The organism is Paraburkholderia sp. A1RI_3L (assembly GCF_048957895.1).
GTDB classification, from domain to species: Bacteria; Pseudomonadota; Gammaproteobacteria; order Burkholderiales; family Burkholderiaceae; genus Paraburkholderia; species Paraburkholderia kururiensis.
In genome coordinates this window covers 693,185-715,477 of sequence record NZ_JARCHA010000002.1, presented here as the reverse complement: position 1 = coordinate 715,477, position 22,293 = coordinate 693,185, and the positions used below count along the sequence as shown (strand labels likewise).

The window sequence follows — 22,293 nt, the reverse complement described above, 5'->3', positions numbered from 1 at the left end:
TTACTGCTCATCGTCTTTCTTGCGCAGCAGGTAGCCGAGGCCGCGCAGCGTGACGATGGCCGCCGAGCTGCCGTCCAGCTTCTTGCGCAGGCGCGAGATGTAGATTTCGACGGCGTCTTCGCTCGGCTCGTCGGCGAGCGTAAAGATGGCGTCCATGAGCGCCGCCTTGGAAACCGTCTTGCCGAGCCGCAGGATCAGCGTTTCGAGCACCGTGCGTTCACGCGGCGTCACCGCGAGCGGGGCGCCTTTTAACGTGAACTGGCGCGTGTCGATGTCGAAGGCGAGGTCGCCGCAGATCACGTCACCCGCCTTGGTGGGCGCCTGGCGGCGGATCAGCACCTTGATGCGCGCCACCAGTTCGCGCACTTCGAACGGCTTGACGAGGTAGTCGTCGGCGCCAAGTCCCAGCAGTTCCACCTTCTCGTCGATGGACCCGCTCGCCGTGAGGATCATCACCGGCGTTTCGTCGCCGCGCTGGCGCATGCGGCGCAGCACGTTCTTGCCCGAGAGCTTCGGCAGGTTCAGGTCGAGCAGCACCACGTCGTAGCGGTTCGTGCGCAGCAACTGGTCGGCGGCGTCGCCGTCCTGCACCGCGTCGAGCGCGAACGCGTCCTGCTCCAGCGTTTTGGCGAGCCAGTGCGAGAGCGTGGGATTGTCTTCGATGAGCAGCAGCTTCATGGGGCAGCAGCGGGCGAGCCGCACGGATCAGGCCGTCGATTGTGCCGCAAATCGGCGGCTTTGCAATGCTGGCTCACCCGCCACGCGGGCGGCTCGCCGCATTGCGGGTTAACACGAATGCTTGCCGCTGCCGGCCGATAGCTGGCAGAAGGATTCGGATTTCTATAATCCGCCTCACGCCTGGCTCAAGACCAGGCCCAGAAAGGACCGCGCCGCAGTAAGCCCAGACCCAAGGCCGGCGGCGAAGCACCCGGCGGTCCGCCCAACCAAGGAGACTTTCTTCATGCGTACCCTGCGTAAAGTGGCTGCCCTGTCGAGTTTTGCCGTGCTGGCGTTCGCGCTTGCCGCGGCCCCGACGTCGGCGTCGGCCGAATCCTCGAAGATCACGATCATGGTGGGTGGCGCGACCAAGATCATCTACCTGCCGGCCAAGCTCACCGAGCAGCTCGGCTACTTCAAGGAAGAAGGCCTCGACGTCGAGATCCAGTCGCAGCCCGCCGGCGTCGATGCGGAAAACGAACTGCTCGCCGGCGCCGTGCAGGGTGTGGTGGGCTTCTACGATCACACCATCGACCTGCAGAGCAAGGGCAAGGAAGTCGAAGCGCTCGTGATCTTCGGCCAGGTGCCCGGTGAAGTGGAAATGGTGGCCACCAAGGCCGCCGGCAGCCTGAAGAGCATGGCCGACGTGAAGGGCAAGACCCTTGGCGTGACCGGTCTCGGTTCCTCCACGAGCTTTCTCACGCAATACCTCGCGCAGCGCGCCGGCGTGCCCTCCACGCAATACACACTGCTGCCCGTGGGCGCGGACGCCAGTTTCATCGCTGCCATCAAGCAAAGCCGCATCGATGCCGGCATGACGACCGAGCCCACCGTCTCGCAACTGCTGAAGACCGGCGACGCGAAGGTGCTGGTCGACATGCGTACGCTCGACGGCACGCGCGCCGCGCTGGGCGGCACGTATCCGGCCTCGAGCTTCTACGTGCAGCGCGCGTGGGCCGAGTCGCACAAGGAGGAAGCCGCGAAGCTCGCGCGCGCCTTCGTGAAGACGCTGAACTTCATCGCGACGCATAGCGCCGACGAGATCGCCGACAAGATGCCGAAGGACTACTACGGCAACAATCGCGACCTCTACGTCGGCGCGCTGAAGGCCTCGCTGCCCATGTTCACGAAGGACGGCAAGATGCCCGCCGACGGTCCGGACACGGTGCTGAAGGTGCTCTCGTCGTTCAGCCCCTCGGTGAAGGGCAAGCATATCGACCTCGCACGCACTTACACGAACGAGTTCGTCTCGTCGGTGAAGACGGCGGCGAAATAACCTGCGCATTGCGCATGAGTCACACATGGCGGTCAAGACAACAGCGGAACTGCAAGCGATGAATCGACCTGTATCCCTCTCCACGAACGGCTCGCCGAATGGCTCGCCTAATGGGTTGCCAGCGGGCGCGCCGGCCATCGAGCTGCGCAACGTCTCGTGCCGCTTCATCAGCCCCGACGGCAAGGCGACGATCGCGCTGCGCGACTTCAGCATGTCGGTAGCGCGAGGCGAGTTCGTTGCGGTCGTCGGGCCCACGGGCTGCGGCAAGTCCACGACGCTCAGCATGATTACGGGCCTGCTCAAGCCCACCACGGGCGAAGTGCGCGTGATGGGCCAGCCCGTGGATGGCATCGACCCGCGCATCGGCTTCGTGTTTCAGGCCGACGCCGTGTTCCCGTGGCGCTCGGTGCTCGACAACGTCGCGGCAGGTCCGCTGTTTCGCGGCCGCTCGAAGTCGGCGGCCTACGACGAGGCCAACGAATGGCTGCGCCGCGTGGGCCTCGAGAAGTTCGGCAAGCACTACCCGCATCAGCTGTCGGGCGGCATGCGCAAGCGTGTGGCGCTCGCGCAGACCTTCATCAACAGGCCGGAAATTTTGCTCATGGACGAGCCGTTCTCCGCGCTCGACATGCAGACCCGCACGCTGATGCAGGACGAACTGCTGCAACTGTGGTCGGCGAATGCGGGGTCGGTGGTGTTCGTCACGCACGATCTGGAAGAGGCGATTGCGCTGGCCGACCGTGTGTTCGTGCTGACGGCACGCCCGGCCACGCTCAAGAAGGTGTACGAGATCGATCTGCCGCGTCCGCGCATCACCTCCGAGGTGCGCTACGACCCGCGCTTCATCGAAATCTCGCGGGACATCTGGCACGACCTGCGCGAAGAAGTGCAGATCGGCTAATCAACGAAAGCGGAGCACATCATGTCTACCCCTCAACAAGCGATGCCCGTGGGCATCGACGCCACGGCGCTCGCCCAGGTCGAGCGCGTCGCCCAGCAGCGCATCCGGCGCCGCCACGCGCTCGTGATCGGCCTGCGCATCGCCGTGCTCGTCGTCGTGCTGGGCGGCTGGGAAGTCGCGGCGCGGCTCAAATGGATCGATCCGTTCTTCTTCTCCATGCCGTCGCAGATCTTCGCGCAGATCGTCGACTGGTTCGTCAACGGCACCTCGCAAGGGCCGCTCTTGACGCAGGTGTGGGTCACGCTCGAAGAGACCGGGCTCGGCTTTCTGATCGGCTCGGTGGCGGGCGTGTTTTGCGGCATCGTGCTGGGCCGCAACAAGCTGCTCTCCGACGTGTTCAGCATCTACATCAAGATCGCCAACTCGATTCCGCGCGTGGTGCTGGGCTCGGTGTTCGTGATCGCGCTGGGCCTCGGCATGGCGTCGAAGGTGGCGCTCGCGGTGGTGATGGTGTTCTTCGTCGTGTTCGCCAATGCGTTCCAGGGCGTGCGCGAAGCGGACCGCTACATGATCGCGAACGCGCAGATTCTCGGCGCCTCGCGCCGCCAGGTGACGACGGCGGTGGTGATTCCCTCGGCGTTGAGCTGGATTCTCGCAAGCCTGCACGTGAGCTTCGGCTTCGCGCTGGTCGGTGCGGTGGTGGGCGAGTTCCTGGGTTCGAAGCAGGGTATCGGCCTGCTGATCTCGACGGCGCAAGGCGCGTTCAACGCCGCCGGCGTGTTCGCGGCGATGATCGTGCTGGCCGTGGTGGCGCTTGCTGCGGATTACCTGTTGACCGCAATCGAACAGCGTCTGCTCAAGTGGCGGCCGATGGCGGTTTGATCGTGCGCTGAGCGTTCTCTAACGCCGCCGCACAAACATCAGGCGCGGCCCGTGTTGCACAGCATCGGTCCGCGCCTTCGGCTTCATCCGTTCTTTCGCGTGGTTACGTCACGTTGACCACATTGCCCCGCTTCGGCGGGGTTTTTCTTTTGAAGCGCAGGGTTGCGCGCGGGGGCTCGCTAGGCCGTCACCGCTTCTTCCAGTCGCGGCGCGAACGAGTCGCTGCGTGCCACGGGCCACCACTGCTCGTAGAGCGTATAGCGATAGTTGCCGTTGAGCAGGTCGCCCGGCTCCAGGTACTTGAGCAACTGCGACATCAGCTGAACCTCGTGCGACGACACGCGCCGCACGATGTGATGCGCGCGCAGTTCCGACGGATGCCTGAGGCCCGCGGCCTGCACGATTTCCTTGAGCGCGTGCAGCGTGTTGTGGTGGAAGTTGAATACGCGGTCGGCCTTGTCGGGCACGACGAGCGCGCGCTGGCGCACCGGGTCTTGCGTCGCGACGCCGGTCGGGCAGCGGCCCGTGTGGCAGGTCTGCGCCTGGATGCAGCCCACGGCGAACATGAAGCCGCGCGCGGAGTTGATCCAGTCCGCGCCGATGGCGAGCGTCTTCGCGATGTCGAATGCAGTAATCATCTTGCCGCTCGCGCCGATGCGGATTTTCTCGCGCAGCCCGCAACCCACCAGCGTGTTGTGCACGAGCAGCAGCCCTTCCTGAAGCGGCACGCCGATGTGATCCGTGAATTCGAGCGGCGCGGCGCCCGTTCCGCCTTCGGCGCCGTCCACCACGATGAAGTCGGGCAGGATGCCCGTTTCGAGCATTGCCTTGGCGATGCCGAAGAACTCCCACGGATGGCCGATGCAAAGCTTGAAGCCCGTCGGCTTGCCGCCCGAGAGCTTGCGCAGCCGTTCGACGAATTCGAGCAGCCCGCGCGGCGTCGAAAACTCGGAATGCGTGGCGGGCGAGATGCAGTCGCGGCCCATCGGCACGCCGCGCGTCTCGGCGATTTCGGGTGTGATCTTCGCGGCGGGCAGCACGCCGCCGTGGCCCGGTTTGGCGCCCTGCGAGAGCTTCACTTCGATCATCTTCACCTGCGGGTCCGCGGCTTGACGCGCGAACTTCTCGGCATTGAAGGTGCCGTCGTCGTTACGGCAACCGAAATAACCCGAGGCGATTTCCCAGATGATGTCGCCGCCGTGTTCGCGGTGGTACTTCGAGAGCGAGCCTTCGCCCGTGTCGTGCGCAAAGCCGCCTTTCTTCGCGCCCAGATTGAGTGCGCGAATGGCGTTGGCCGAGAGCGAGCCGAAGCTCATGGCCGAGACGTTGAAGATGGAGAGCGCGTAGGGCTGCTCGCGATCCGGTCCGACGAGAATGCGGAAGTCGTGGTTCGGGAGTTGCGTCGGCATGAGCGAGTGGCTGATCCATTCGTGACCGGCGGCGCGTACGTCGAGTTCGGTGCCGTAGGGCCGGCTGTCCACTTCGTTCTTCGCACGCTGGTAGACGATGCTGCGCTGCTGACGCGAGAACGGTTTTTCTTCGGTGTCGTCTTCAACGAAGTACTGGCGAATCTCGGGACGAATGAACTCGAACGCAAAACGCAGATGACCCCAGAGCGGATAGTTGCGCAGAATCGCGTGGCGCTCCTGAGTGAGGTCGGCCAGTCCGAGAGCGACGAGGAGCGCCGGAATCAGGCTCCAGAACCAGGACAGATGATGGAGCGCAGCGGCGGCAACGCAGGCGGCAAGCAGCACCACGGCGCACCACATGGCCAGATAGCGTCGGGAAAACATACGGTCTCCTCGGGGTGAACGAAGGAGGCCGGCGCGCTTCGTGTGCAGCGCACCGGCCGGTTGTGCCCCGAATGATGCCGCAAGATGAAGGGCGCGGCTGTGAAACTCACTGGTGCGCGAGACGGAATGAACGTCCTGCGAAAGGTGCCGAAAGGCGTGTGAAGGAATGGAAAGCGTGGAGCGTGGCGGCGAGGTGAGCGAGGGCGGTGGCCCTCGCTCAATCGTGTCGGCGCTGGGTTGGCGCGTAGTTCGTGTTTATCGCGCGCCCAGCAGCGCCGCCTGCTGCGGCTCGCGTGCGGCGGGTTGCGGCGCGGGCCGGGCCGTCGCCGCGCTTTCGATGATGCCGCCGCCCAGGCACACGTCGCCGTCGTACAGCACGGCGGACTGGCCGGGCGTCACGGCCCATTGCGCTTCGGTGAAGCGCAGCTCGAAGGCGGCGCCGGCATCGCCGGTTTCGCCTGAATTGGCCGGCGAAGACGGCAGCGCGTGGAAGATGCATGCCGCATCGGCCTGGCGATAGCGCGTTTTCGCGCCGCAGGCGTGGCCGTCCGCGGGGGGCTCGCCTGCCACCCAGCTCACGTTGCCGGCGCGCAGCGTCTCTGAGAGCAGCCACGGATGATCGTGGCCCTGCACGACGTACAACGTGTTCGAGGCAATGTCCTTGGCTGCCACGAACCAGGGCTCGCCGCTGCCGTCCTTGCTGCCGCCAAGGCCGATGCCCTTGCGCTGGCCGAACGTATAGAACGCAAGGCCGATGTGCTCGCCCACCACTTTGCCTTCGGGCGTTTTCATGGGGCCCGGCTTCGTCGGCAGATAGCGGTTCAGGAAGTCGCGGAACGGCCGTTCGCCGATGAAGCAGATGCCCGTGGAGTCCTTCTTCTTCGCATTCGGCAAGCCGATCTGCGCCGCGATCTCGCGCACTTTCGTCTTCGGGATCTCGCCGAGCGGGAACATCGTCTTCGAAAGCTGCGCCTGGTTGAGGCGGTGCAGGAAGTACGACTGGTCTTTGGTATGGTCCGTGGCTTTCAGCAATTCGAAGCGGCCGTCGTTCTCGCGCACGCGCGCGTAGTGGCCCGTCGCGATGCGCTCGGCGCCCAGACTCATAGCGTGGTCGAGGAACGCCTTGAACTTGATCTCGGCGTTGCAGAGCACGTCCGGGTTCGGCGTGCGGCCCGCCGAATACTCGCGCAGGAACTCCGCGAACACGCGGTCCTTGTATTCGGCGGCGAAGTTGACGGCTTCGACGTCGATGCCGATCAGGTCCGCTACCGAGACCACGTCGATCCAGTCTTCACGGGTCGAGCAGTATTCGCTGTCGTCGTCGTCTTCCCAGTTCTTCATGAAAAGACCGACCACGTCGTATCCCTGCTCCTTGAGCAGCCATGCGGTGACCGACGAATCCACGCCGCCCGACATGCCCACTACGACTTTCTGTTTGCTCATGGCTTGCTGCCTGTTGCTGCTTGTTGGTGCTGCAAATTGATATTGCCGATTGATGCTGCGGACCGGTGCCGCGGGTTGATGCCTGAGGTTGATGCCGCAGGGTACGTCGCCGATCACTCGACTTACGACCGCCCGCCGGCATCGCGCCTATGAGCGCCGCGGCCCCACCGCGTGCGTGTGCACGAAATCGAGCGGAACGCGGCGTCCCGCGAGGTAATCGTCGATGCAGCGCATGACGAGCGGCGTGCGATGCCGCTCGCCCGCCGCGCGCAGTTCGTCGGCGCTCATCCATAGCGTGCGGACGATGTCGGCGTCGAGCGGGCAATCCGCGAGCGCCTCGCCCGCCGTGCCGCAGAACGTGAAACGCAGGTAGGTGGCGCCGCTTTCGTGGGGCTGGCCGAAGTGCGTCATGTACACGCCGACGAGCGCCTGCGGCACGAACGGATGCGCCGTTTCCTCGAGCGTTTCGCGGATCACCGCGTCGACGAGCGATTCGCCCGCCTCGAGATGCCCGGCCGGCTGGTTCAGCCGCAGGCCCTGGGACGTGTGCTCCTCCACGAGGAGAAAACGCCCGCCGCGCTCGACGATGGCCGCCACCGTAACGTGCGGGGCCCAGATTTCCGGTTCCATGGGCCGACATTTTACCGGTTGGCGGAGCGCCTCGCTTCAGACCGCTTTCAAGCCCGGGTCAAACCCGAGTCAAGCCCGAATCATGCGCGAGCGAGGCCAGCATCAGCCCGGAAGCGGCGCGCACGGCCGGGATTGTGCGGATTACGGTTCGCCCCCCACTTTCGGTTAAAGTGGCGCGGTAGCCGCTGCACGAGACGCCGGCGCACCGTGGCCGGCCCCTGTCTTCGCTTTATTCGCTTGATAAGCGCTTGATGAGCAATAAGAAGGAGGGTTCCAGGATGCATATCGGAGTGCCTGCCGAGACGCGGGCGAACGAAACCCGAGTGGCCGCGACGCCCGAGACGGTCAAGAAGTACGTGAGTCAGGGGCATCGCGTCACCGTGCAGGCGGGCGCGGGCACTGCCGCGAGCTTCACCGACGAGGCCTACATTGCCGCGGGCGCCGAGATCACCGACGCGGCCACAGCCTTCGCCGCCGACCTCGTGCTCAAGGTGCAGTCGCCCTCCGTGAGCGAGCTGCCTTTCATGAAGCGTGGCGCCGTGCTCTGCGGCATGCTCGATCCGTTCAATGCCGCGAATGCCGCGCAGCTGGCCGAAGCGGGACTCACCGCCTTCGCGCTGGAAGCCGCGCCGCGCACCACGCGCGCGCAAAGCCTCGACGTGCTCTCGTCCCAGGCCAACATCGCCGGCTACAAGGCGGTGCTCGTGGCCGCCCACTTCTACCCCCGCTTCATGCCGATGCTGATGACCGCCGCCGGTACGGTGAAGGCCGCGCGCGTGCTCGTGCTGGGCGCGGGCGTGGCGGGTCTGCAGGCCATCGCCACGGCGCGGCGGCTGGGCGCCGTGATCGAAGCATCCGACGTGCGGCCCGCCGTGAAGGAGCAGATCGAGTCGCTGGGCGCCAAATTCCTCGACGTGCCCTACGAGACGCAGGAAGAGCGCGAAGCGGCCGAAGGCGTGGGCGGCTACGCGCGGCCCATGCCGCCGTCGTGGCTCGCGCGCCAGTCGGCGCTCGTGCACGAACGCGCGCGCCAGGCCGACATCGTGATCAGCACCGCGTTGATTCCGGGCCGCGACGCGCCCACGCTGCTGCCCGCGCAGACGGTGGAGGCCATGAAGCCGGGTTCCGTGGTGGTGGACCTTGCAGCGGGGCGCGGTCCCGTGGCCGATGAAGCCACCGGCCGCCGCGGGGGCAACTGCCCGCTCACGGTGGCGGACCAGGCGGTGACGAAGCACGGCGTGACGATCGTGGGCTACACGAACCTGGCGGCAATGGTGGCAGCGGACGCGTCCTCGCTCTACGCGCGCAACCTGCTCGACTTCCTGAAGCTGATCGTCACGAAGGAAGGCACGCTCAACATCGATCTCGCGGACGACATCGTCGCGGCCACGCTGCTGGCTCGCGACGGCGCCGTCACGCGCAAGGCATGAGGAGAAACGCGGCGATGGAAGTCATCAACCATACGGTCATCAACCTGATCATCTTCGTGCTGGCGGTCTACGTGGGCTATCACGTGGTGTGGAACGTCACGCCCGCGCTGCACACGCCGCTCATGGCAGTCACCAACGCGATCTCGGCCATCGTGATCGTGGGCGCCATGCTCGCCACGGCGCTCACCGTGGGCGGCGCCGGCAAGTTCTTCGGCACGCTCGCGGTGCTGCTTGCGGCCGTGAACGTATTCGGCGGCTTTCTGGTGACAAGGCGAATGCTGGAGATGTTCAGAAAGAAAGAGCCCAAAAAGCAGAGCGGCGCCACCGGCAAGGAGGGTGCGTAAAAATGAGCATGAACGTGGTGACGCTGCTCTACCTGCTGGCCTCGGTGTGCTTCATCCAGGCGCTCAAGGGCCTTTCCAATCCGAAGAGTGCGCGGGCCGGCAACGTGTTCGGCATGGTGGGCATGGCCATCGCCATCCTGACGACCATCGCGCTGATCGTGAAGCAGGCGGGCTCCCTCGGGTCGAATCTCGGTCTCGGCCTTGGGCTGCTGTTCGGTGCGCTCGTGGTGGGCGGCGCGATTGGCGCCTATGTGGCCGCGCGCGTCGAGATGACGAAGATGCCCGAACTGGTCGCGGCCATGCACTCGCTGATCGGTCTCGCGGCCGTGTGCATCGCGTATGCCGTGGTTGCCGAACCGGCCGCGTTCGGTCTGGGTGCCGAGGATGCGCCGTATGCGGGCTTCCTGCCCTACGGCAACCGCATCGAACTCTTCATCGGCACGTTCGTGGGCGCGATCACGTTTTCGGGCTCGGTGATCGCGTTCGGCAAGCTCTCGGGCAAGTACAAGTTCCGGCTCTTCCAGGGCGCGCCGGTGGTGTATCCCGGCCAGCATCTGCTGAACCTGATGCTCGCCATCGCGATGGTCGGCTTCGGCGTGATCTTCTTTCTCACGCAGTCGTGGCTACCGTTCATCATCATGACGGTGATCGCGTTCGCGCTCGGCGTGCTCATCATCATCCCGATCGGCGGGGCCGACATGCCGGTGGTGGTGTCGATGCTCAACTCGTACTCGGGCTGGGCCGCCGCGGGCATCGGCTTCTCGCTCAACAACGCGATGCTGATCATTGCGGGGTCACTGGTGGGTTCGTCGGGCGCGATTCTCTCGTACATCATGTGCCACGCGATGAACCGCTCGTTCTTCAACGTGCTGCTGGGCGGCTTCGGCGCGGAGCCCGGCGCGGCCGCGGCGGGCGGCACGCAGGAGCAGCGGCCGGTGAAGTCGGGGTCGGCCGAAGACGCGTCGTTCATGCTCGGCAACGCGGAAACGGTGGTGATCGTGCCGGGCTACGGGCTGGCGGTGGCCCGCGCGCAGCACGCGCTGAAGGAACTCACCGACAAGCTCATCGAGAAGGGCATCGACGTGCGTTACGCCATTCACCCCGTGGCGGGCCGCATGCCGGGGCACATGAACGTGCTGCTCGCCGAAGCCGAGGTGCCCTACGACCTCGTCTTCGAGATGGACGACATCAACAACGAGTTCGGCCAGACCGACGTGGTGCTGGTGCTCGGCGCGAACGACGTGGTGAACCCGGCGGCGAAGAACGATCCGAAGTCGCCGATTGCGGGCATGCCCATCATCGAGGCGTACAAGGCGCGCACCGTCATCGTCAACAAGCGGTCGATGGCGGCGGGCTACGCCGGTCTCGACAACGAGTTGTTCTACATGGACAAGACGATGATGGTGTTCGGCGACGCCAAGAAAGTGATCGAGGACATGGTGAAGTCGGTCGAGTAGTCCAGGTCGACGTTGACGTCGACGTCATGAGCGCGCGCTGTCACCGCGACGGCGCGTTCACCACGCGCAGATAGTCCGCGAGGCGCCGGCCGCTCATGTCGGGAAAGTGCTCGTGCACTGCCACGCCCTTCATGCGCGCAATGTCGAAGTTGCGGAAGTCTTCGCGCAGTTCGCACCAGGCGCCCACCGTCCAGCGCCCGCCCCAGTAGACGAGACCGAGCGGCCACACGCGCCGCTCGGTCTGCGCGCCCAGCCGGTCTTCGTAGCCGAAGCTGACTACGAGCCGCGTATCCACGGCGCGATGCAGCGTGTCCACTTTCTTCGAAAACTCGCCGTCGATATGAAACGACGGCACGAACACGGCGAGCCGTTCGAGTGCCGCGCGCTTGTCGGCCGGCATGGCCGAGGCGATCTTCGCGAGCGCGCTGCGGGCGCCGCCCGCGAGGCCCGCACCGCCCCACGTTTCGAGCATCCGCGCGCCGGTGGCGAGCGCCGCGAGTTCGTCGGCGGTGAACATGAGTGGCGGCAGGCTCGCCGCGCGCGAGAGCCGGTAGCCGATGCCCGCTTCGCCTTCGATCGGTACGCCCGAAAGCTGCAGGTCGCGCACGTCGCGATACACGGTGCGCGCCGACACGTTGAGCCATTCGGCCAGCTGCTGCGCAGTCGTGAGCCGCCGGCCGCGCAGCAGCTCGGCGATCTGGAACAGGCGGTCGGCGCGACGGGTCATCGTGGCGGGTGCGGTGGGTGGAATGCGGCGATCATAGCGCGCGGGCGCAGGCGGCTCGCCGTGTTTCGCGAACCGCTTGCGCCGCGCCTGCGTGGCTTAGGCGAGCTTGAGCGAATGCAGGCCGACACGGTTGCCTTCGGTATCGATGAAGTAGCCGATGTAGCCGTAGTTGTTCGGCAGTTCGATAGCCGGCCCCTGCTTTTTGCCGCCCGCGCGCTCCACGCGCTCGAGCGCGTCCGTCACCGTGGGCTTCGCGTTCAGGTAGACGAGCACGCCCTCGTTGTCGGGCTTGTGCTGCTGCGGGTTGAACACGATGCAGCCGCCGGTGTCGGCTTCGCCGCGGCCGAAGATGGCCATCGGAATGCCGCTCACCACTTCGCGCCGCAGTTCGACGTCGAGCGCGGCTTCGTAGAAACGGGTGGCGCGGTCGAAGTCCACGGCCGGAATGTCGAACCAGGCGATGACGCGCGATTGATCTGCTGACATGACACGCTCCTTGATTGTCGGTAAGTCCTGAAGGCGCCGGATGGCGTGATGGAAGTGTGCGGGGCCGCTGCTGACAGCGTTCTGTCAGTAGCTTTGCGGGACGGCGTGAAAGAGCCGCATCGTCGAATGGAAGGGCGCGCCGCGCTTGACGTGCAACCTCATGGTTGCATAATGGACGCCGATTGCAGGCCTGCACGCGCATCTTCGTGCGCATCCCCGAACAGACGGGCCAGGCCGCAAAACACGAACGAGGTTCCCACCAACGTATGGACGCCGTATTCAAGGCGCTGGCCGACCCGACGCGCCGTCAGCTGCTCGACCTGCTGCACGCGCGCAATGGACAAACGCTGGGCGAGCTCTGCGAGGGCCTCGCGATGACGCGCCAGGCCGTGAGCAAGCACCTGGCGCTACTGGAAGAAGCGAATCTGGTCGCGACCGCCTGGCGCGGACGCGAAAAGCTGCATTACCTGAACCCTGTGCCGATCCATGAGATTGCGGAGCGCTGGATCGGCAAGTTCGAACGCGACCGGCTACGCGCGCTGCACGACCTCAAGCGGGGGCTCGAGGCGCGTGCTGATGCGGGGAACGAGGAGGAGCGGGAAGGGTGATGAGCCGTGTCGTGCTGGCTGCCGCGGCGTGGAACGCCGTCGGGGAGCGGGCGCGGGCTGCTGCGCCGTGGAACCGCCCCGGCGCAGCGAGCGTTCAGCCGCCGCTGGCTTCGCCGTCGTTTTCGGCGGGCGCCGCGCTCGCGCGTTGCCGCACGCTGCCCGCGATCAGGTCGAAGCGGAACAGACGGCATTCGAGCGCGCCGTTGAAGAGCGGCGTCTTCGCCGATTCGCGCAGCCGCAGCTGACCCGGGAGCTTGCGGTCCGACGTGAGGAAGAACGCGTGCCAGCCGGTGAAGCGCTGCTTGAGCGCATCGCCGATGGCATGGAAGAACTCGCTGTCCGGCGCATCGGGCTGCGCGCGGCGAAAGCCTTCGTCGTCGTAGGCGTCGCGCTCGGCCCGCCGACCGGTGTCGCGAATCTCGCCGCGCGGGCCGCGGCCTCGCACCTCGATCCGCTCGCCGTAGGGCGGGTTCGCCACGAGGATGCCGGGTGCGTTGGTGGGCGGCGTCATGGCGCGTGCATCGACCTGCTTGAGCGGCACTGCCGGCAGGCCCGCGCGCTCGATATTCGCGCGCGCCTTGTCCAGCATGTCGCCCGAAATGTCGCTGCCGTAGATCTGCAGATTCGTGCGCGCGCCGCGGGCCGCGCGCCTGGCGTCCATGGCGGCGACCTTCAGCGTCTGCCATGCCGTGATGTCGTACTGCTTGAGCTTTTCGAAACCGAAACGACGGTCCACGCCGGGCGCGATGTTGAGCGCGATCTGCGCCGCCTCGGCGAGGAACGTGCCGCTGCCGCACATCGGGTCGTAGAGCGGCGTGCCTGGCGCCCAGCCGGTGAGGCGCAGGATGCCCGCAGCCAGGTTTTCGCGCAGCGGCGCCGCGCCCTTGTCGAGCCGCCAGCCGCGCTTGAAGAGCGGCTCGCCCGACGTATCGAGGTACAGCGTGCACTCGGCTGCCGTGAGGAACGCGAAGACGCGCACGTCGGGCACGGCGGTATCGATGCTGGGCCGTGCACCGCTCACTTCGCGCAGGCGGTCGCAGACAGCGTCTTTCACGCGCAGCGTCGCGAACTCCAGGCTGCGCAGCGGCGACTTGATCGCCGTGATGTCGACGCGCAGCGTCTCGTTGGCCGAGAACCACTGCTCCCAGCGCTGCTCGCGCGCGAGGTTGTAGATGTCCTGCTCGTTGCGGTACGGCTGCTGCGCGATCTTGAGCAGCACGCGGCTCGCGATGCGCGAGTGCAGGTTCACGGCCATGCCGGCCGACCAGTCGCCGCGGAAATGCACGCCGCCCGGCACGTCGCTGCCCGATTGCAGGGCGCCGGCGCGCAGATGGCGCGAGCCGATCTCGGCGATCTCGGCGGCAAGGGCGGCTTCGAGGCCGCGCGGACAGGGAACGAAGAAATCGAAAGACATGAGGAGGGCGGAACGCTGCGGGGGAAGGCGCTATTGTACGCGGTCGGGTTTGGGCGGCCGGCCGCTTCGTGTCGGCGTCATGCTTTCTTGCGCGGCTCGGCGGCTCGGCGGCTCGGCGGCTTCCGTCGCATCTGCAGCTTCAATAGCAGCGGCGCGGACTCGTTTTGTGCATTCCGCCGCGCGAAAGCGGCGCCGCCTCGTGGCATCAGCTGCCCGAGCTAACCGCCGCCGACGAGCCGGCCGAAGCGGCATCCGGCGACATCGCCGTTACGGGGCAGGGCACGACGGGCGCAGCCGGTGCCGCTGTCGTTCCCGCCGTTGCTGCCGCTCGCGGCACGCTCGCCCGAGACGCGCCTTTCCCGACCCTCGCCGCGGCATCCGTGTCCGCCATCCGCGGCAGCGCCGCGAGCGACTGCACGCCGCCCGCGATCGCCGTAGCGATCGCCTCCACCGCACGCCGATGCCCGTCCACGAGCGCGTCGTAGCCGCTCGCCACCGGCACGCTTGCCACGCTGCGGCACGTCATCACGGCGCGGCTACCCACTGGCCGCACGCTCCATACGGCGTCGATGAGCGCATGCGAGCCAGGCCAGGACTCGAAGCGATGCACGTTGACGCTGACGCGGTACACCGGCACGCCTTCGGGATACGGTGCGCCGTAGACGTCGATCGTGCCGAGCCGCTGCGCAAGGTCGCCCGAGAGCGCGCGCCGCACCTCGTCGCCGGGTAGCGACGCCCAGCGCTCCTCTTCCAGCACGCTCACCTGGTTCGCGTCTTTCTGCACGACGAGCTGGTTTCGCGCGACCTGCGACGGCATGTCGACCGGCGCCACTTCGATCAGCAGCGAAGGGTTGGCCGCCGCGGCCGCCGCCGTGCGCTGCGCCGTGTCGACGCCAGCATCGGGCGCGGTGCTGAGCGTATAGAAGCGGCTGGGCGGCGACGAAGAACACGCGGCGAGCATCGTGAGCGCAGCGGTGGCAACACCGGCAGCGGTGGCCGTGGTCCGGGAACGAAGCAGGGTGCGAAGCATGGCGTTTTTCATGGCTTGTCCCCCGGCTTGCCGCGCAACAGCGATTCGGGGTGGCGTTCGAGGTAATCGGACAGCGCGTTGAGCGACTGCAGCGTGCGCGTGAGTTCCTGCAGCGCCTGGTGCACGTCGGACTGAAGCGGCGAGTCTTGCTGGAGCGTTGCTTCGGCGGCGCCGAAGGTCTGCTTCGCGGCCGAAAGCGTGTCGCGCGCCTGCGGCACCACTTCGGTATCGAGCCGCGAGAACAGGCGGTCGGCGTTCTTGAGCGCGCTGTTGAGATTGGTGCCGATCTGGTCGAACGGCACCTTGTCCAGCTTCCTCGCGATGTCGGCCACCTGCAGTTGCAGTTCGTCGAGCGTGTTCGGAATGGTGGGCAGCTCGATGGGCTCGCGCGTCACGTCCACGGTGGCGGGCGGCGCCTTCGGGAACAGGTCGAGCGCGACGTAGAGCTGATTGGTGAGCAGGTTGCCCGTGCGCAGCTGGCCGCGCAGGCCGTGCTTCACCAGCGTCTTGAGCATCTCGCTCGCCTCGGGCGTGCTTTGCATCGGCATCTGGTTGCGCGAGTGGCGGCGCAGGCGGTCGGGGTAGAGGTCCATCGTGACCGGCATCGTGAACTCGTGCGTCTTCGGATCGTACTCAACGCCGATGTCGGTCACCTGGCCCAGCACGATGCCGCGGAAGTCCACGGGCGCGCCCACCGAAAGGCCGCGCAGCGACTGGTTGAAGTTCATCACCACGCGCACCGGAATGCCGTCGGGCTCGCGCATCGCGTCGCTTTCATCGGCGCCTAAGCGGAACATCGTGCCGTTGGGCGCGTTGGTGCCCGCGGACTGGCCGGGCGGCGCCTGGAACGCGAGGCCGCCCACGATCACCGTGGCAAGCGACTGCGTGTTGAGCTTGAGTCCGCTCGCGTCGAGCCGCAGGTCTACGCCGCTGGCATGCCACCAGCGCGTGTTGGTGCCCACGTACTGGTCGTAGGGCGCGGAAACGAATACCTGCACCGTCACGCCCGTGCCTCCCTTGTCCAGCGAGAAGCCCGTGACCTGGCCCACCTGGACGCGGCGGTAGAAGATCGGCGAGCCGATATCGATGGAGCCGAGCGAGTCGCCGTGCAGCGTGTACTGGTGGCCCTTCTGGTCGATGGTGACGGGCGGCGGGGTTTCGAGGCCCACGAAATCCGTTTCGCTTTCGCTGGAGCGTCCGGCATCCACGCCGATGTAGGCGCCCGAAAGCAGCGTGCCGAGCCCGGACACGCCCGTCGTACCCACGCGCGGACGCACGATCCAGAAGCGGCTGTCCTTCACGGCGAAGTTCTCGGCTTCCTTGGTGAGTTCCACCTGCACCAGCACGTGCGAAAGATCCTTCGACAGCCGGATCGATTTCACCGATCCGATGTTGACGTCCTTGTACTTGACCTGGGTCTTGCCGGGCTCCAGCCCTTCGGCGCTCACGAAGCTGATCGTGATGTTGGGCCCTTGCGCGAGCACGGACTTCACCACGAGCGCCACCCCGATCAGCGCGGCGAGCAGCGGCACGATCCAGACGAGCGAAGGCAGCCAGCGGCGGGGCGGCTCGACGTCGGGGTCCGGAAGCTCGGGCGGCACCGCGGGCGGCACGGACGCGCCGGCACCGCTTGCGGTGCGCGCGTCCTGCGACTCGGGTGGCGCCGGCGGCGTGGGTCCTTGCGTGCTGTTCATGAAGCAGGATCCTCTGTTGAGGGTGGTTGTTCGTTTTTAGTGTGTGGGGCCGCCGCGGACGGGACCGAGGACGCCCACGGCCCGTCTTCCTCGACGGCATCCCAGATCAGGCGCGGGTCGAATTGCATCGAGGCGATCATGGTGAGAATCACGACCGAGCCGAAAGCCAGGGCGCCCGGCCCCGCCGTGATGACGGCAAGCGACTGGAAGCGCACCAGCGCCACGGTCATGGTGACCACGAAGACGTCCAGCATCGACCAGCGCCCGATGAACTCGATGATGCGGTAGAGCCGCACCCGTTCGTTGGGCCGCCATGCGGAGCGGCGCTGCGCGGTGAGCGTGAGCAGCGTGAGCACCGAGAGCTTGAGCATGGGCACCACGATGCTCGCCACGAACACGATCACGGCGAGCGGCCATTCGCCCGAGGTCCAGAAGTAGACCACGCCGCTCATGATCGTGTTGTCGTCGCTGCCCACAAGCGAGGACGTATGCATGATGGGCAGCAGGTTGGCCGGAATGTAGAGGATGGCGGCGGCGGCGAGCAGCGCCCAGGTGCGCATGAGGCTGTCGGGATTGCGCCGGTGCAGCACCGCATCGCAGCGCGAGCAATGCTGTTTGCCGACCGAGCGCAGCCAGGGCTGCACGCGGCCGCAGGCATGGCAGGAAACGAGGCCGGCGCGCCTGGCGGTGAGGTATCGCATGGGGCGTCAGTCCTTGCGCGCGGCGAGCGGGGCGGGACGGCGGCCGGGTGCGGCGCCCGCGCTTGCGCCGGGACCACCGCCCACCGTTGCGCCGGAATGGCCACCGGAGTGGCCGCCAGGATTGTCTCCAGGATTGCCGCCTGACCCGGACGCCGGCCCGGACCGGCCCGGTTGGCGAGACGCGCGGCGCGCCCGCAGTTCGTCGGCGATGTCCCAGAGCGTGCGCGAATCGAAGGTCACGACCACCGTCGACATGAGCGTGAGCGCGCCGAAGCCGAACAGCGCGACGTCGGGAATCACGCGCGCGAGGCTCACCATTTTCACGATGGTGACGAGCACGCCCAGCATGAAAACTTCGATCATGCCCCAGGGCCGCACGAACTGGATGGCGCGCAGCACGCGGTTGAAGCCGGGCGGAATGTGGCCCTGGCGCACGGGGAGCAGCACGTAGAGCAGGGCGACGAGTTCGGTCAGCGGGAACAGGACCGTGCAGCAGAACACCATGACCGCGACCAGTTCCATGTGCTCTTCCCAGAGCACGACGAGCGCGCCGAACAGGCTCGAGCGCGAGGTGACGCCGTTCGCGTCGAGTTCGAGAATCGGAAACGACTGGGCAATGATGAACGTGATGAGCGCGCCGAGCGTCATCGCGCAGATGCGGTCCAGCTGGGCGGACGAGCCGTGATAGAGCGCCGCGCCGCAGCGCGGGCAACGCGCGGTGAGCCGGGCGCGTAGCAGTGGCTTGCGGAACAGCGCGTCGCACTCGTGGCATGCGATCAGATTGTCTCGTTCCATGTGGGCGTGCTGGATAAAACGGCCTAAACGGCTTGATCGGCCTAAATGGCTTGAACGGCCTGATCGTCTGTCTGATCGTCCGTGAAGCAGCCGGACGAAAGCGGCGGTGCCGGGCGCCGTGTGGCGCGGTACGAACCGGCTGGACGGTCCAAAAGGCGCCACCATGTTACCAAACCCATGCCGGGCCACGCACAACGGGGCTGGGCAAGGCCGAGACCGGCGAATGCCGGAATATCGACCCTCGCGCCCTCCTTTCGTTCCGTTGCGCCAGTCTTCATGCAGGACGGCCCAAGGCTGGAGTAGCATGGCGGCCTTGACATCCCCGGCTGTTGTCCGCTGTTTGCGCGGTTGCTTTTAGCGCCGTACCGGGTCATGCGCCGTTTGCAGGGCTGCGTGGCGTCCTCGCTTCGCCGGACGCCGGCGCGGCATGGGCGGCGGCCTCGCGCGCAGCTTTTCCCCTTACGGATGGAATAAGCGCGCCGGCTGCCACGTTGAACGTAATGCGTTAGCGTCCGGATCGTCATGCCATCCCGTCCTTCCTTTGCCTCGCCCGAGCCGTACACCCGCACGGCGATCGGGTTCCACTGGCTGATCGCGCTTCTCATCGTCTGTGCCTTCGCGCTCGGCTGGGTGATGACGGGCATTCCGGGCCTCACGCCCACCAAGCTTCGCTACTATTCCTGGCACAAGTGGATCGGCGTGACGGTGTTCGCACTTGCCGTGCTGCGCATCGTCTGGCGCGCCACGCACCGGGCGCCGCCGTTGCCGCGCCGCATGCCGGGCTGGCAGCGCGTGCTCGCGCACGGCGTGCATGCGCTGCTCTATGTGCTGATGGTGGCCGTGCCGGTCTCGGGTTATCTGTTCAGCTCCGCGGCCAACGTGCCGGTTGTCTATCTCGGGCTGGTGCAGCTGCCCATGCTGATCGGCCCTGATCCCGTGCTCAAGACGGTGTTCCGCACGATGCACGTCACGCTCGATTACTCGCTCGCCGTGCTCGTGGTGCTGCATGTGGCGGCGGCGATCAAGCATCAATGGCTCGACCGCGACGGCCTGCTGTCGCGCATGATTCCGTTCCTCAAATAAGGACAAACATGAAGGGTTCGTTCTATCGCTACATGCTGGCCGTGTTCGCCGCGGCTTCTCTGAACGCGGCGGCGCCCGGCCACGCGCTTGCCGAGACCGGCGCGGCAAGCCAGGTGGATCTCGCGAAGAGCTCGATTACCGCGACCTCGAAGCAGATGAACGTGCCGGTGGAAGGCCGGTTCAGGAAGTTCACCGCGCAGCTCAGCTTCGATCCCGCCAAACCCGCCGCGGGCAGCGCGCAATTCACGGTGGACGTGGCCAGCTACGATCTGGGCGACGAGAGCTTCAACGACTCGGTGCGTGGCAAGGACTGGTTCGATGCGAAGACCTGGCCGCAGGCGACCTTCGTTTCCAGCGCCATCGCGCCGGCCGGCGGCAATCAGTACAAGGTGACGGGCAAGCTCACCATCAAGGGCAAGTCGCAGACGGTGGTCGTGCCCGTTGCGTACTCCCAGCAGGGTTCCGCGCAGGCTTTCGACGGCACGTTGCCGATCCGCCGCCTGCAATTCGACGTGGGCACGGGCGACTGGAAGGACACCTCCACCGTGGCCGACGAAGTGGTCATCAAGTTTCACATCGTTGCCGCGCGCAAATAGAGACTGCTGCTGTCGTGTGCCGCGGTGTTTTCGTGTCGTCGATTGTCTGTGAGGAGGACAGGACTTGAAGGAGTCACAGCTGTTTGCCATGGCGGCGCTGGGCGCGTCGCTGTCGTTGGGTTCGGCCGGCGCGTTCGCTGCCGACACCTACATGCTCGACCCGAACCACACCTATCCGAGCTTCGAGGCCGACCACCTGGGTGGCCTTTCGATCTGGCGCGGCAAGTTCACGAAGACCTCGGGCACGGTCACGCTGGACCGTCAGGCGAAGACGGGCACGGTGGACGTGACGGTCGACGTCGCGTCCATCGACACGGGCAATGCCAAGCTCGACGATCACCTGAAGGAGGCCGAGTTCTTCGACGTCGCGAAATATCCCAAGGCCACCTACAAGGGCACGCGCATTCGCTTCGACGGCGAGCGGCCCGTGGAAGTGGACGGCGATTTCACGCTGCACGGCGTGACGAAGCCACTTGCGCTCAAGATCGAGTCGTTCAAGTGCATGCCGCACCCCGTGTTCAAGCGCGAGGTGTGCGGCGTGGAAGCGAGCGCCACATTCGACCGCTCGGACTACGGGCTCGCGTTCGGCAAGGACTACGGCTTCAGCATGCAAACGACGCTGCATATCCAGGCCGAAGGAATCAAGCAGTAGGCATCGCGCGGGGCCGCGTTGTGTACGGACGGCCCCGCGCCTGAACGGACGAACGAACAGAAGCAGACAAGCGCGCGTACGGCAGTGCGCGGGCATGGACGCTGCGTATGAAACGGCTGCACCCCCCGAAGCAGCCAATAAGGCGGTAACTACCCGAACCAGAACGACATACAAACGGAGGTCGCGATGAACAGGGGCATGACGGCAATCCCGCCGGCTGTCGCCACCGGTAGCCGCTCCTGGCGGCTGATCGTGGCGGCATCCATCGGCAACGCGCTGGAATGGTTCGATCTCGTCGTCTACGGCTTTTTCGCGGTCGTCATTTCGCGGCTCTTCTTTCCGGCCGGCAACGATACGGTTTCGCTGCTGCTCACGCTGGGTACGTTCGGCGTGTCGTTCTTCATGCGGCCGCTCGGCGCCATCGTGCTGGGCGCCTATGCGGACCTGCGCGGACGCAAGGCGGCGCTCACGCTCTCCATCCTGCTGATGATGGTCGGCACGTTCGTGATCGCGGTGCTGCCGGGTTATGCGTCGATTGGCGTGGCGGCGCCCATCGTGCTCGTGTTGGCGCGTCTGGTGCAGGGCTTTTCGGCCGGCGGCGAGTTCGGCAGCGCCACCGCGTTTCTCGCCGAGCACGTGCCTGAGCGGCGCGGCTTCTATGCGAGCTGGCAGATTGCGAGTCAGGGCCTCACGACGCTGCTTGCCGCTACGTTCGGCACGTTCCTGTCCGGCGCGCTCACGCCGCAGCAGATGGACGCGTGGGGCTGGCGCGTGCCGTTCCTCTTCGGGCTCCTGATCGGGCCGGTGGCGTGGTACATCCGCTCGCGCCTCGACGAGACGCCCGAATTCCTCGCCGCCGAGACCACGCCTACACCATTGCGCGACACGTTCGCAGCGCAGAAGGTGCGTCTTCTGATTGCGATGGGCGCGGTGGTGCTCGGCACCGTCGCGACCTATCTCGTGCTCTTCATGCCCACTTACGGCGTGAAGCAGTTGGGGCTGTCGCCCTCGGTGTCGTTCGCGGCGATCATGCTCGTGGGCGTGATCCAGCTCGTGCTCGCGCCCGTGTTCGGGCACTTCTCGGACATCCATGGCCGCACGCGGCTCATGCTCGTCTCGGCCGTGTTGCTCTTTGTCCTGATCCTGCCGGGCTTCGCCTGGCTCGTTGCCCATCCCGGCTTCGGCACGTTGCTCGTCATCGAGGCTGTGTTCGGCTTGCTGATGACGGGATACTTTGCGTCGCTGCCGGGGCTCTTGTCCGAGATATTTCCGGTGCAGACGCGCACGACCGGCATGTCGCTCGCCTATAACGTCGCGGTGACGATTTTCGGCGGATTCGGTCCGTTCATCATCGCGTGGCTGATTCGCGCGACGGGCACGAAGGTGGCGCCTGCTTTCTACGTGATGCTCGCGGCAGCGTTGAGCATCGCTGCGCTGGTCGCGGCACGGCGCAAGCTGCAGTTTCGGTAGATGCCGTTCAAGGCGATGGTGCGTCGTGGCCGGCCGTGACCGACTGCTTGCTGTCGACCACCATCAACCGCCATCGACCAGCATCAACCGCCACGGCGGCGCCATAAAGCACGAAGGCCGGTTCTTTCGAACCGGCCTTCGTTTTTACGCCGACTGCTTTTACG

The 22,293-nt window shown here is 66.3% G+C and carries 22 protein-coding genes; 11 read left to right on the top strand and 11 right to left on the bottom strand.

Annotated elements, in window-relative coordinates:
* Entirely contained in the window at positions 1 to 678 is a 678-nt protein-coding gene (locus PXJ20_RS09335) for a response regulator (protein WP_017777003.1), read from the bottom strand.
* A 283-nt stretch (positions 679 to 961) separates the two neighbouring features.
* On the opposite strand from PXJ20_RS09335, the gene PXJ20_RS09330 reads away from it, so the two are divergent.
* The 3 genes from PXJ20_RS09330 to PXJ20_RS09320 are packed head-to-tail and all read left to right on the top strand — an operon-like array spanning position 962 to position 3,776.
* Positions 962 to 1,993 carry an ABC transporter substrate-binding protein gene (locus PXJ20_RS09330; RefSeq protein WP_017777002.1) on the top strand — a complete coding sequence of 344 codons (1,032 nt, stop codon included), beginning with the start codon at positions 962 to 964 and terminating at the stop codon, positions 1,991 to 1,993.
* A 58-nt stretch (positions 1,994 to 2,051) separates the two neighbouring features.
* On the top strand, positions 2,052 to 2,894 hold the full coding sequence (locus PXJ20_RS09325; RefSeq protein ID WP_413212500.1) for an ABC transporter ATP-binding protein: 843 nt from the start codon (positions 2,052 to 2,054) through the stop codon (positions 2,892 to 2,894).
* A 21-nt stretch (positions 2,895 to 2,915) separates the two neighbouring features.
* Entirely contained in the window at positions 2,916 to 3,776 is an 861-nt protein-coding gene (locus PXJ20_RS09320; RefSeq protein ID WP_421029840.1) for an ABC transporter permease, read from the top strand.
* Between the two features lie 179 nt (positions 3,777 to 3,955).
* On the opposite strand, the gene PXJ20_RS09315 is transcribed toward PXJ20_RS09320, so the two are convergent.
* The 3 genes from PXJ20_RS09315 to PXJ20_RS09305 all read right to left on the bottom strand — a co-directional run bounded on the left by PXJ20_RS09315 (position 3,956) and on the right by PXJ20_RS09305 (position 7,642).
* The gene (locus PXJ20_RS09315) at positions 3,956 to 5,569 is read right to left on the bottom strand and encodes an FMN-binding glutamate synthase family protein (protein WP_421029839.1); all 1,614 of its coding nucleotides are present in this window, start codon (positions 5,567 to 5,569) and stop codon (positions 3,956 to 3,958) included.
* A 255-nt stretch (positions 5,570 to 5,824) separates the two neighbouring features.
* Complete coding sequence (gene mnmA, locus PXJ20_RS09310) at positions 5,825 to 7,012, bottom strand: tRNA 2-thiouridine(34) synthase MnmA (protein ID WP_421029838.1); 1,188 nt, start codon at positions 7,010 to 7,012, stop codon at positions 5,825 to 5,827.
* A gap of 147 nt (positions 7,013 to 7,159) precedes the next feature.
* On the bottom strand, positions 7,160 to 7,642 hold the full coding sequence (locus tag PXJ20_RS09305) for an NUDIX hydrolase (protein ID WP_421029837.1): 483 nt from the start codon (positions 7,640 to 7,642) through the stop codon (positions 7,160 to 7,162).
* A 278-nt stretch (positions 7,643 to 7,920) separates the two neighbouring features.
* Between PXJ20_RS09305 and PXJ20_RS09300 the strand changes: the two genes are divergently transcribed.
* Genes PXJ20_RS09300 through PXJ20_RS09290 form a run of 3 tightly spaced genes read left to right on the top strand, consistent with a single transcriptional unit; the run spans position 7,921 to position 10,873 of the window.
* Positions 7,921 to 9,072 carry a Re/Si-specific NAD(P)(+) transhydrogenase subunit alpha gene (locus PXJ20_RS09300; RefSeq protein ID WP_421029836.1) on the top strand — a complete coding sequence of 384 codons (1,152 nt, stop codon included), beginning with the start codon at positions 7,921 to 7,923 and terminating at the stop codon, positions 9,070 to 9,072.
* A 14-nt stretch (positions 9,073 to 9,086) separates the two neighbouring features.
* On the top strand, positions 9,087 to 9,416 hold the full coding sequence (locus PXJ20_RS09295; RefSeq protein WP_126878079.1) for an NAD(P) transhydrogenase subunit alpha: 330 nt from the start codon (positions 9,087 to 9,089) through the stop codon (positions 9,414 to 9,416).
* Between the two features lie 2 nt (positions 9,417 to 9,418).
* The gene (locus PXJ20_RS09290) at positions 9,419 to 10,873 is read left to right on the top strand and encodes an NAD(P)(+) transhydrogenase (Re/Si-specific) subunit beta (RefSeq protein WP_199543907.1); all 1,455 of its coding nucleotides are present in this window, start codon (positions 9,419 to 9,421) and stop codon (positions 10,871 to 10,873) included.
* A gap of 40 nt (positions 10,874 to 10,913) precedes the next feature.
* On the opposite strand, the gene PXJ20_RS09285 is transcribed toward PXJ20_RS09290, so the two are convergent.
* Both PXJ20_RS09285 and PXJ20_RS09280 read right to left on the bottom strand, forming a co-directional pair.
* Positions 10,914 to 11,600, bottom strand: a complete 687-nt coding sequence (locus PXJ20_RS09285) for a helix-turn-helix transcriptional regulator (protein ID WP_017776993.1) — start codon at positions 11,598 to 11,600, stop codon at positions 10,914 to 10,916.
* A 96-nt stretch (positions 11,601 to 11,696) separates the two neighbouring features.
* On the bottom strand, positions 11,697 to 12,086 hold the full coding sequence (locus PXJ20_RS09280; protein ID WP_017776992.1) for a VOC family protein: 390 nt from the start codon (positions 12,084 to 12,086) through the stop codon (positions 11,697 to 11,699).
* 266 nt (positions 12,087 to 12,352) lie between these two features.
* On the opposite strand from PXJ20_RS09280, the gene PXJ20_RS09275 reads away from it, so the two are divergent.
* Positions 12,353 to 12,694: an ArsR/SmtB family transcription factor gene (locus tag PXJ20_RS09275; RefSeq protein WP_017776991.1), complete on the top strand. Its 342-nt coding sequence runs from the start codon at positions 12,353 to 12,355 to the stop codon at positions 12,692 to 12,694.
* Positions 12,695 to 12,788: 94 nt separating this feature from the next.
* On the opposite strand, the gene PXJ20_RS09270 is transcribed toward PXJ20_RS09275, so the two are convergent.
* From PXJ20_RS09270 to PXJ20_RS09250, 5 genes are all read right to left on the bottom strand, one after another.
* Complete coding sequence (locus PXJ20_RS09270; protein WP_421029835.1) at positions 12,789 to 14,108, bottom strand: THUMP domain-containing class I SAM-dependent RNA methyltransferase; 1,320 nt, start codon at positions 14,106 to 14,108, stop codon at positions 12,789 to 12,791.
* A 205-nt stretch (positions 14,109 to 14,313) separates the two neighbouring features.
* Positions 14,314 to 15,150 (bottom strand): PqiC family protein, encoded by an 837-nt coding sequence (locus PXJ20_RS09265; RefSeq protein ID WP_421029834.1) that lies wholly within the window; start codon positions 15,148 to 15,150, stop codon positions 14,314 to 14,316.
* A complete protein-coding gene (locus tag PXJ20_RS09260) occupies positions 15,147 to 16,832 on the bottom strand; it encodes an intermembrane transport protein PqiB (protein WP_017776988.1) in 1,686 nt (561 codons plus the stop codon). The genes PXJ20_RS09265 and PXJ20_RS09260 overlap by 4 nt, the downstream gene beginning before the upstream one ends.
* The gene (locus PXJ20_RS09255) at positions 16,829 to 17,533 is read right to left on the bottom strand and encodes a paraquat-inducible protein A (protein WP_017776987.1); all 705 of its coding nucleotides are present in this window, start codon (positions 17,531 to 17,533) and stop codon (positions 16,829 to 16,831) included. Before PXJ20_RS09255 ends, PXJ20_RS09260 begins: the two co-directional genes overlap by 4 nt.
* Positions 17,534 to 17,539: 6 nt before the next feature.
* Positions 17,540 to 18,328 carry a paraquat-inducible protein A gene (locus tag PXJ20_RS09250; protein ID WP_421029833.1) on the bottom strand — a complete coding sequence of 263 codons (789 nt, stop codon included), beginning with the start codon at positions 18,326 to 18,328 and terminating at the stop codon, positions 17,540 to 17,542.
* A 522-nt stretch (positions 18,329 to 18,850) separates the two neighbouring features.
* On the opposite strand from PXJ20_RS09250, the gene PXJ20_RS09245 reads away from it, so the two are divergent.
* The 4 genes from PXJ20_RS09245 (at position 18,851) to PXJ20_RS09230 (ending at position 22,129) form a co-directional block, all read left to right on the top strand.
* Positions 18,851 to 19,411, top strand: a complete 561-nt coding sequence (locus PXJ20_RS09245) for a cytochrome b (protein ID WP_017776985.1) — start codon at positions 18,851 to 18,853, stop codon at positions 19,409 to 19,411.
* Positions 19,412 to 19,419: 8 nt separating this feature from the next.
* On the top strand, positions 19,420 to 20,007 hold the full coding sequence (locus PXJ20_RS09240) for a YceI family protein (RefSeq protein WP_421029832.1): 588 nt from the start codon (positions 19,420 to 19,422) through the stop codon (positions 20,005 to 20,007).
* Between the two features lie 64 nt (positions 20,008 to 20,071).
* The gene (locus PXJ20_RS09235) at positions 20,072 to 20,659 is read left to right on the top strand and encodes a YceI family protein (RefSeq protein ID WP_421029831.1); all 588 of its coding nucleotides are present in this window, start codon (positions 20,072 to 20,074) and stop codon (positions 20,657 to 20,659) included.
* Between the two features lie 198 nt (positions 20,660 to 20,857).
* Positions 20,858 to 22,129, top strand: a complete 1,272-nt coding sequence (locus tag PXJ20_RS09230; RefSeq protein WP_421029830.1) for an MFS transporter — start codon at positions 20,858 to 20,860, stop codon at positions 22,127 to 22,129.
* The last annotated feature ends 164 nt before the right edge of the window (positions 22,130 to 22,293 follow it).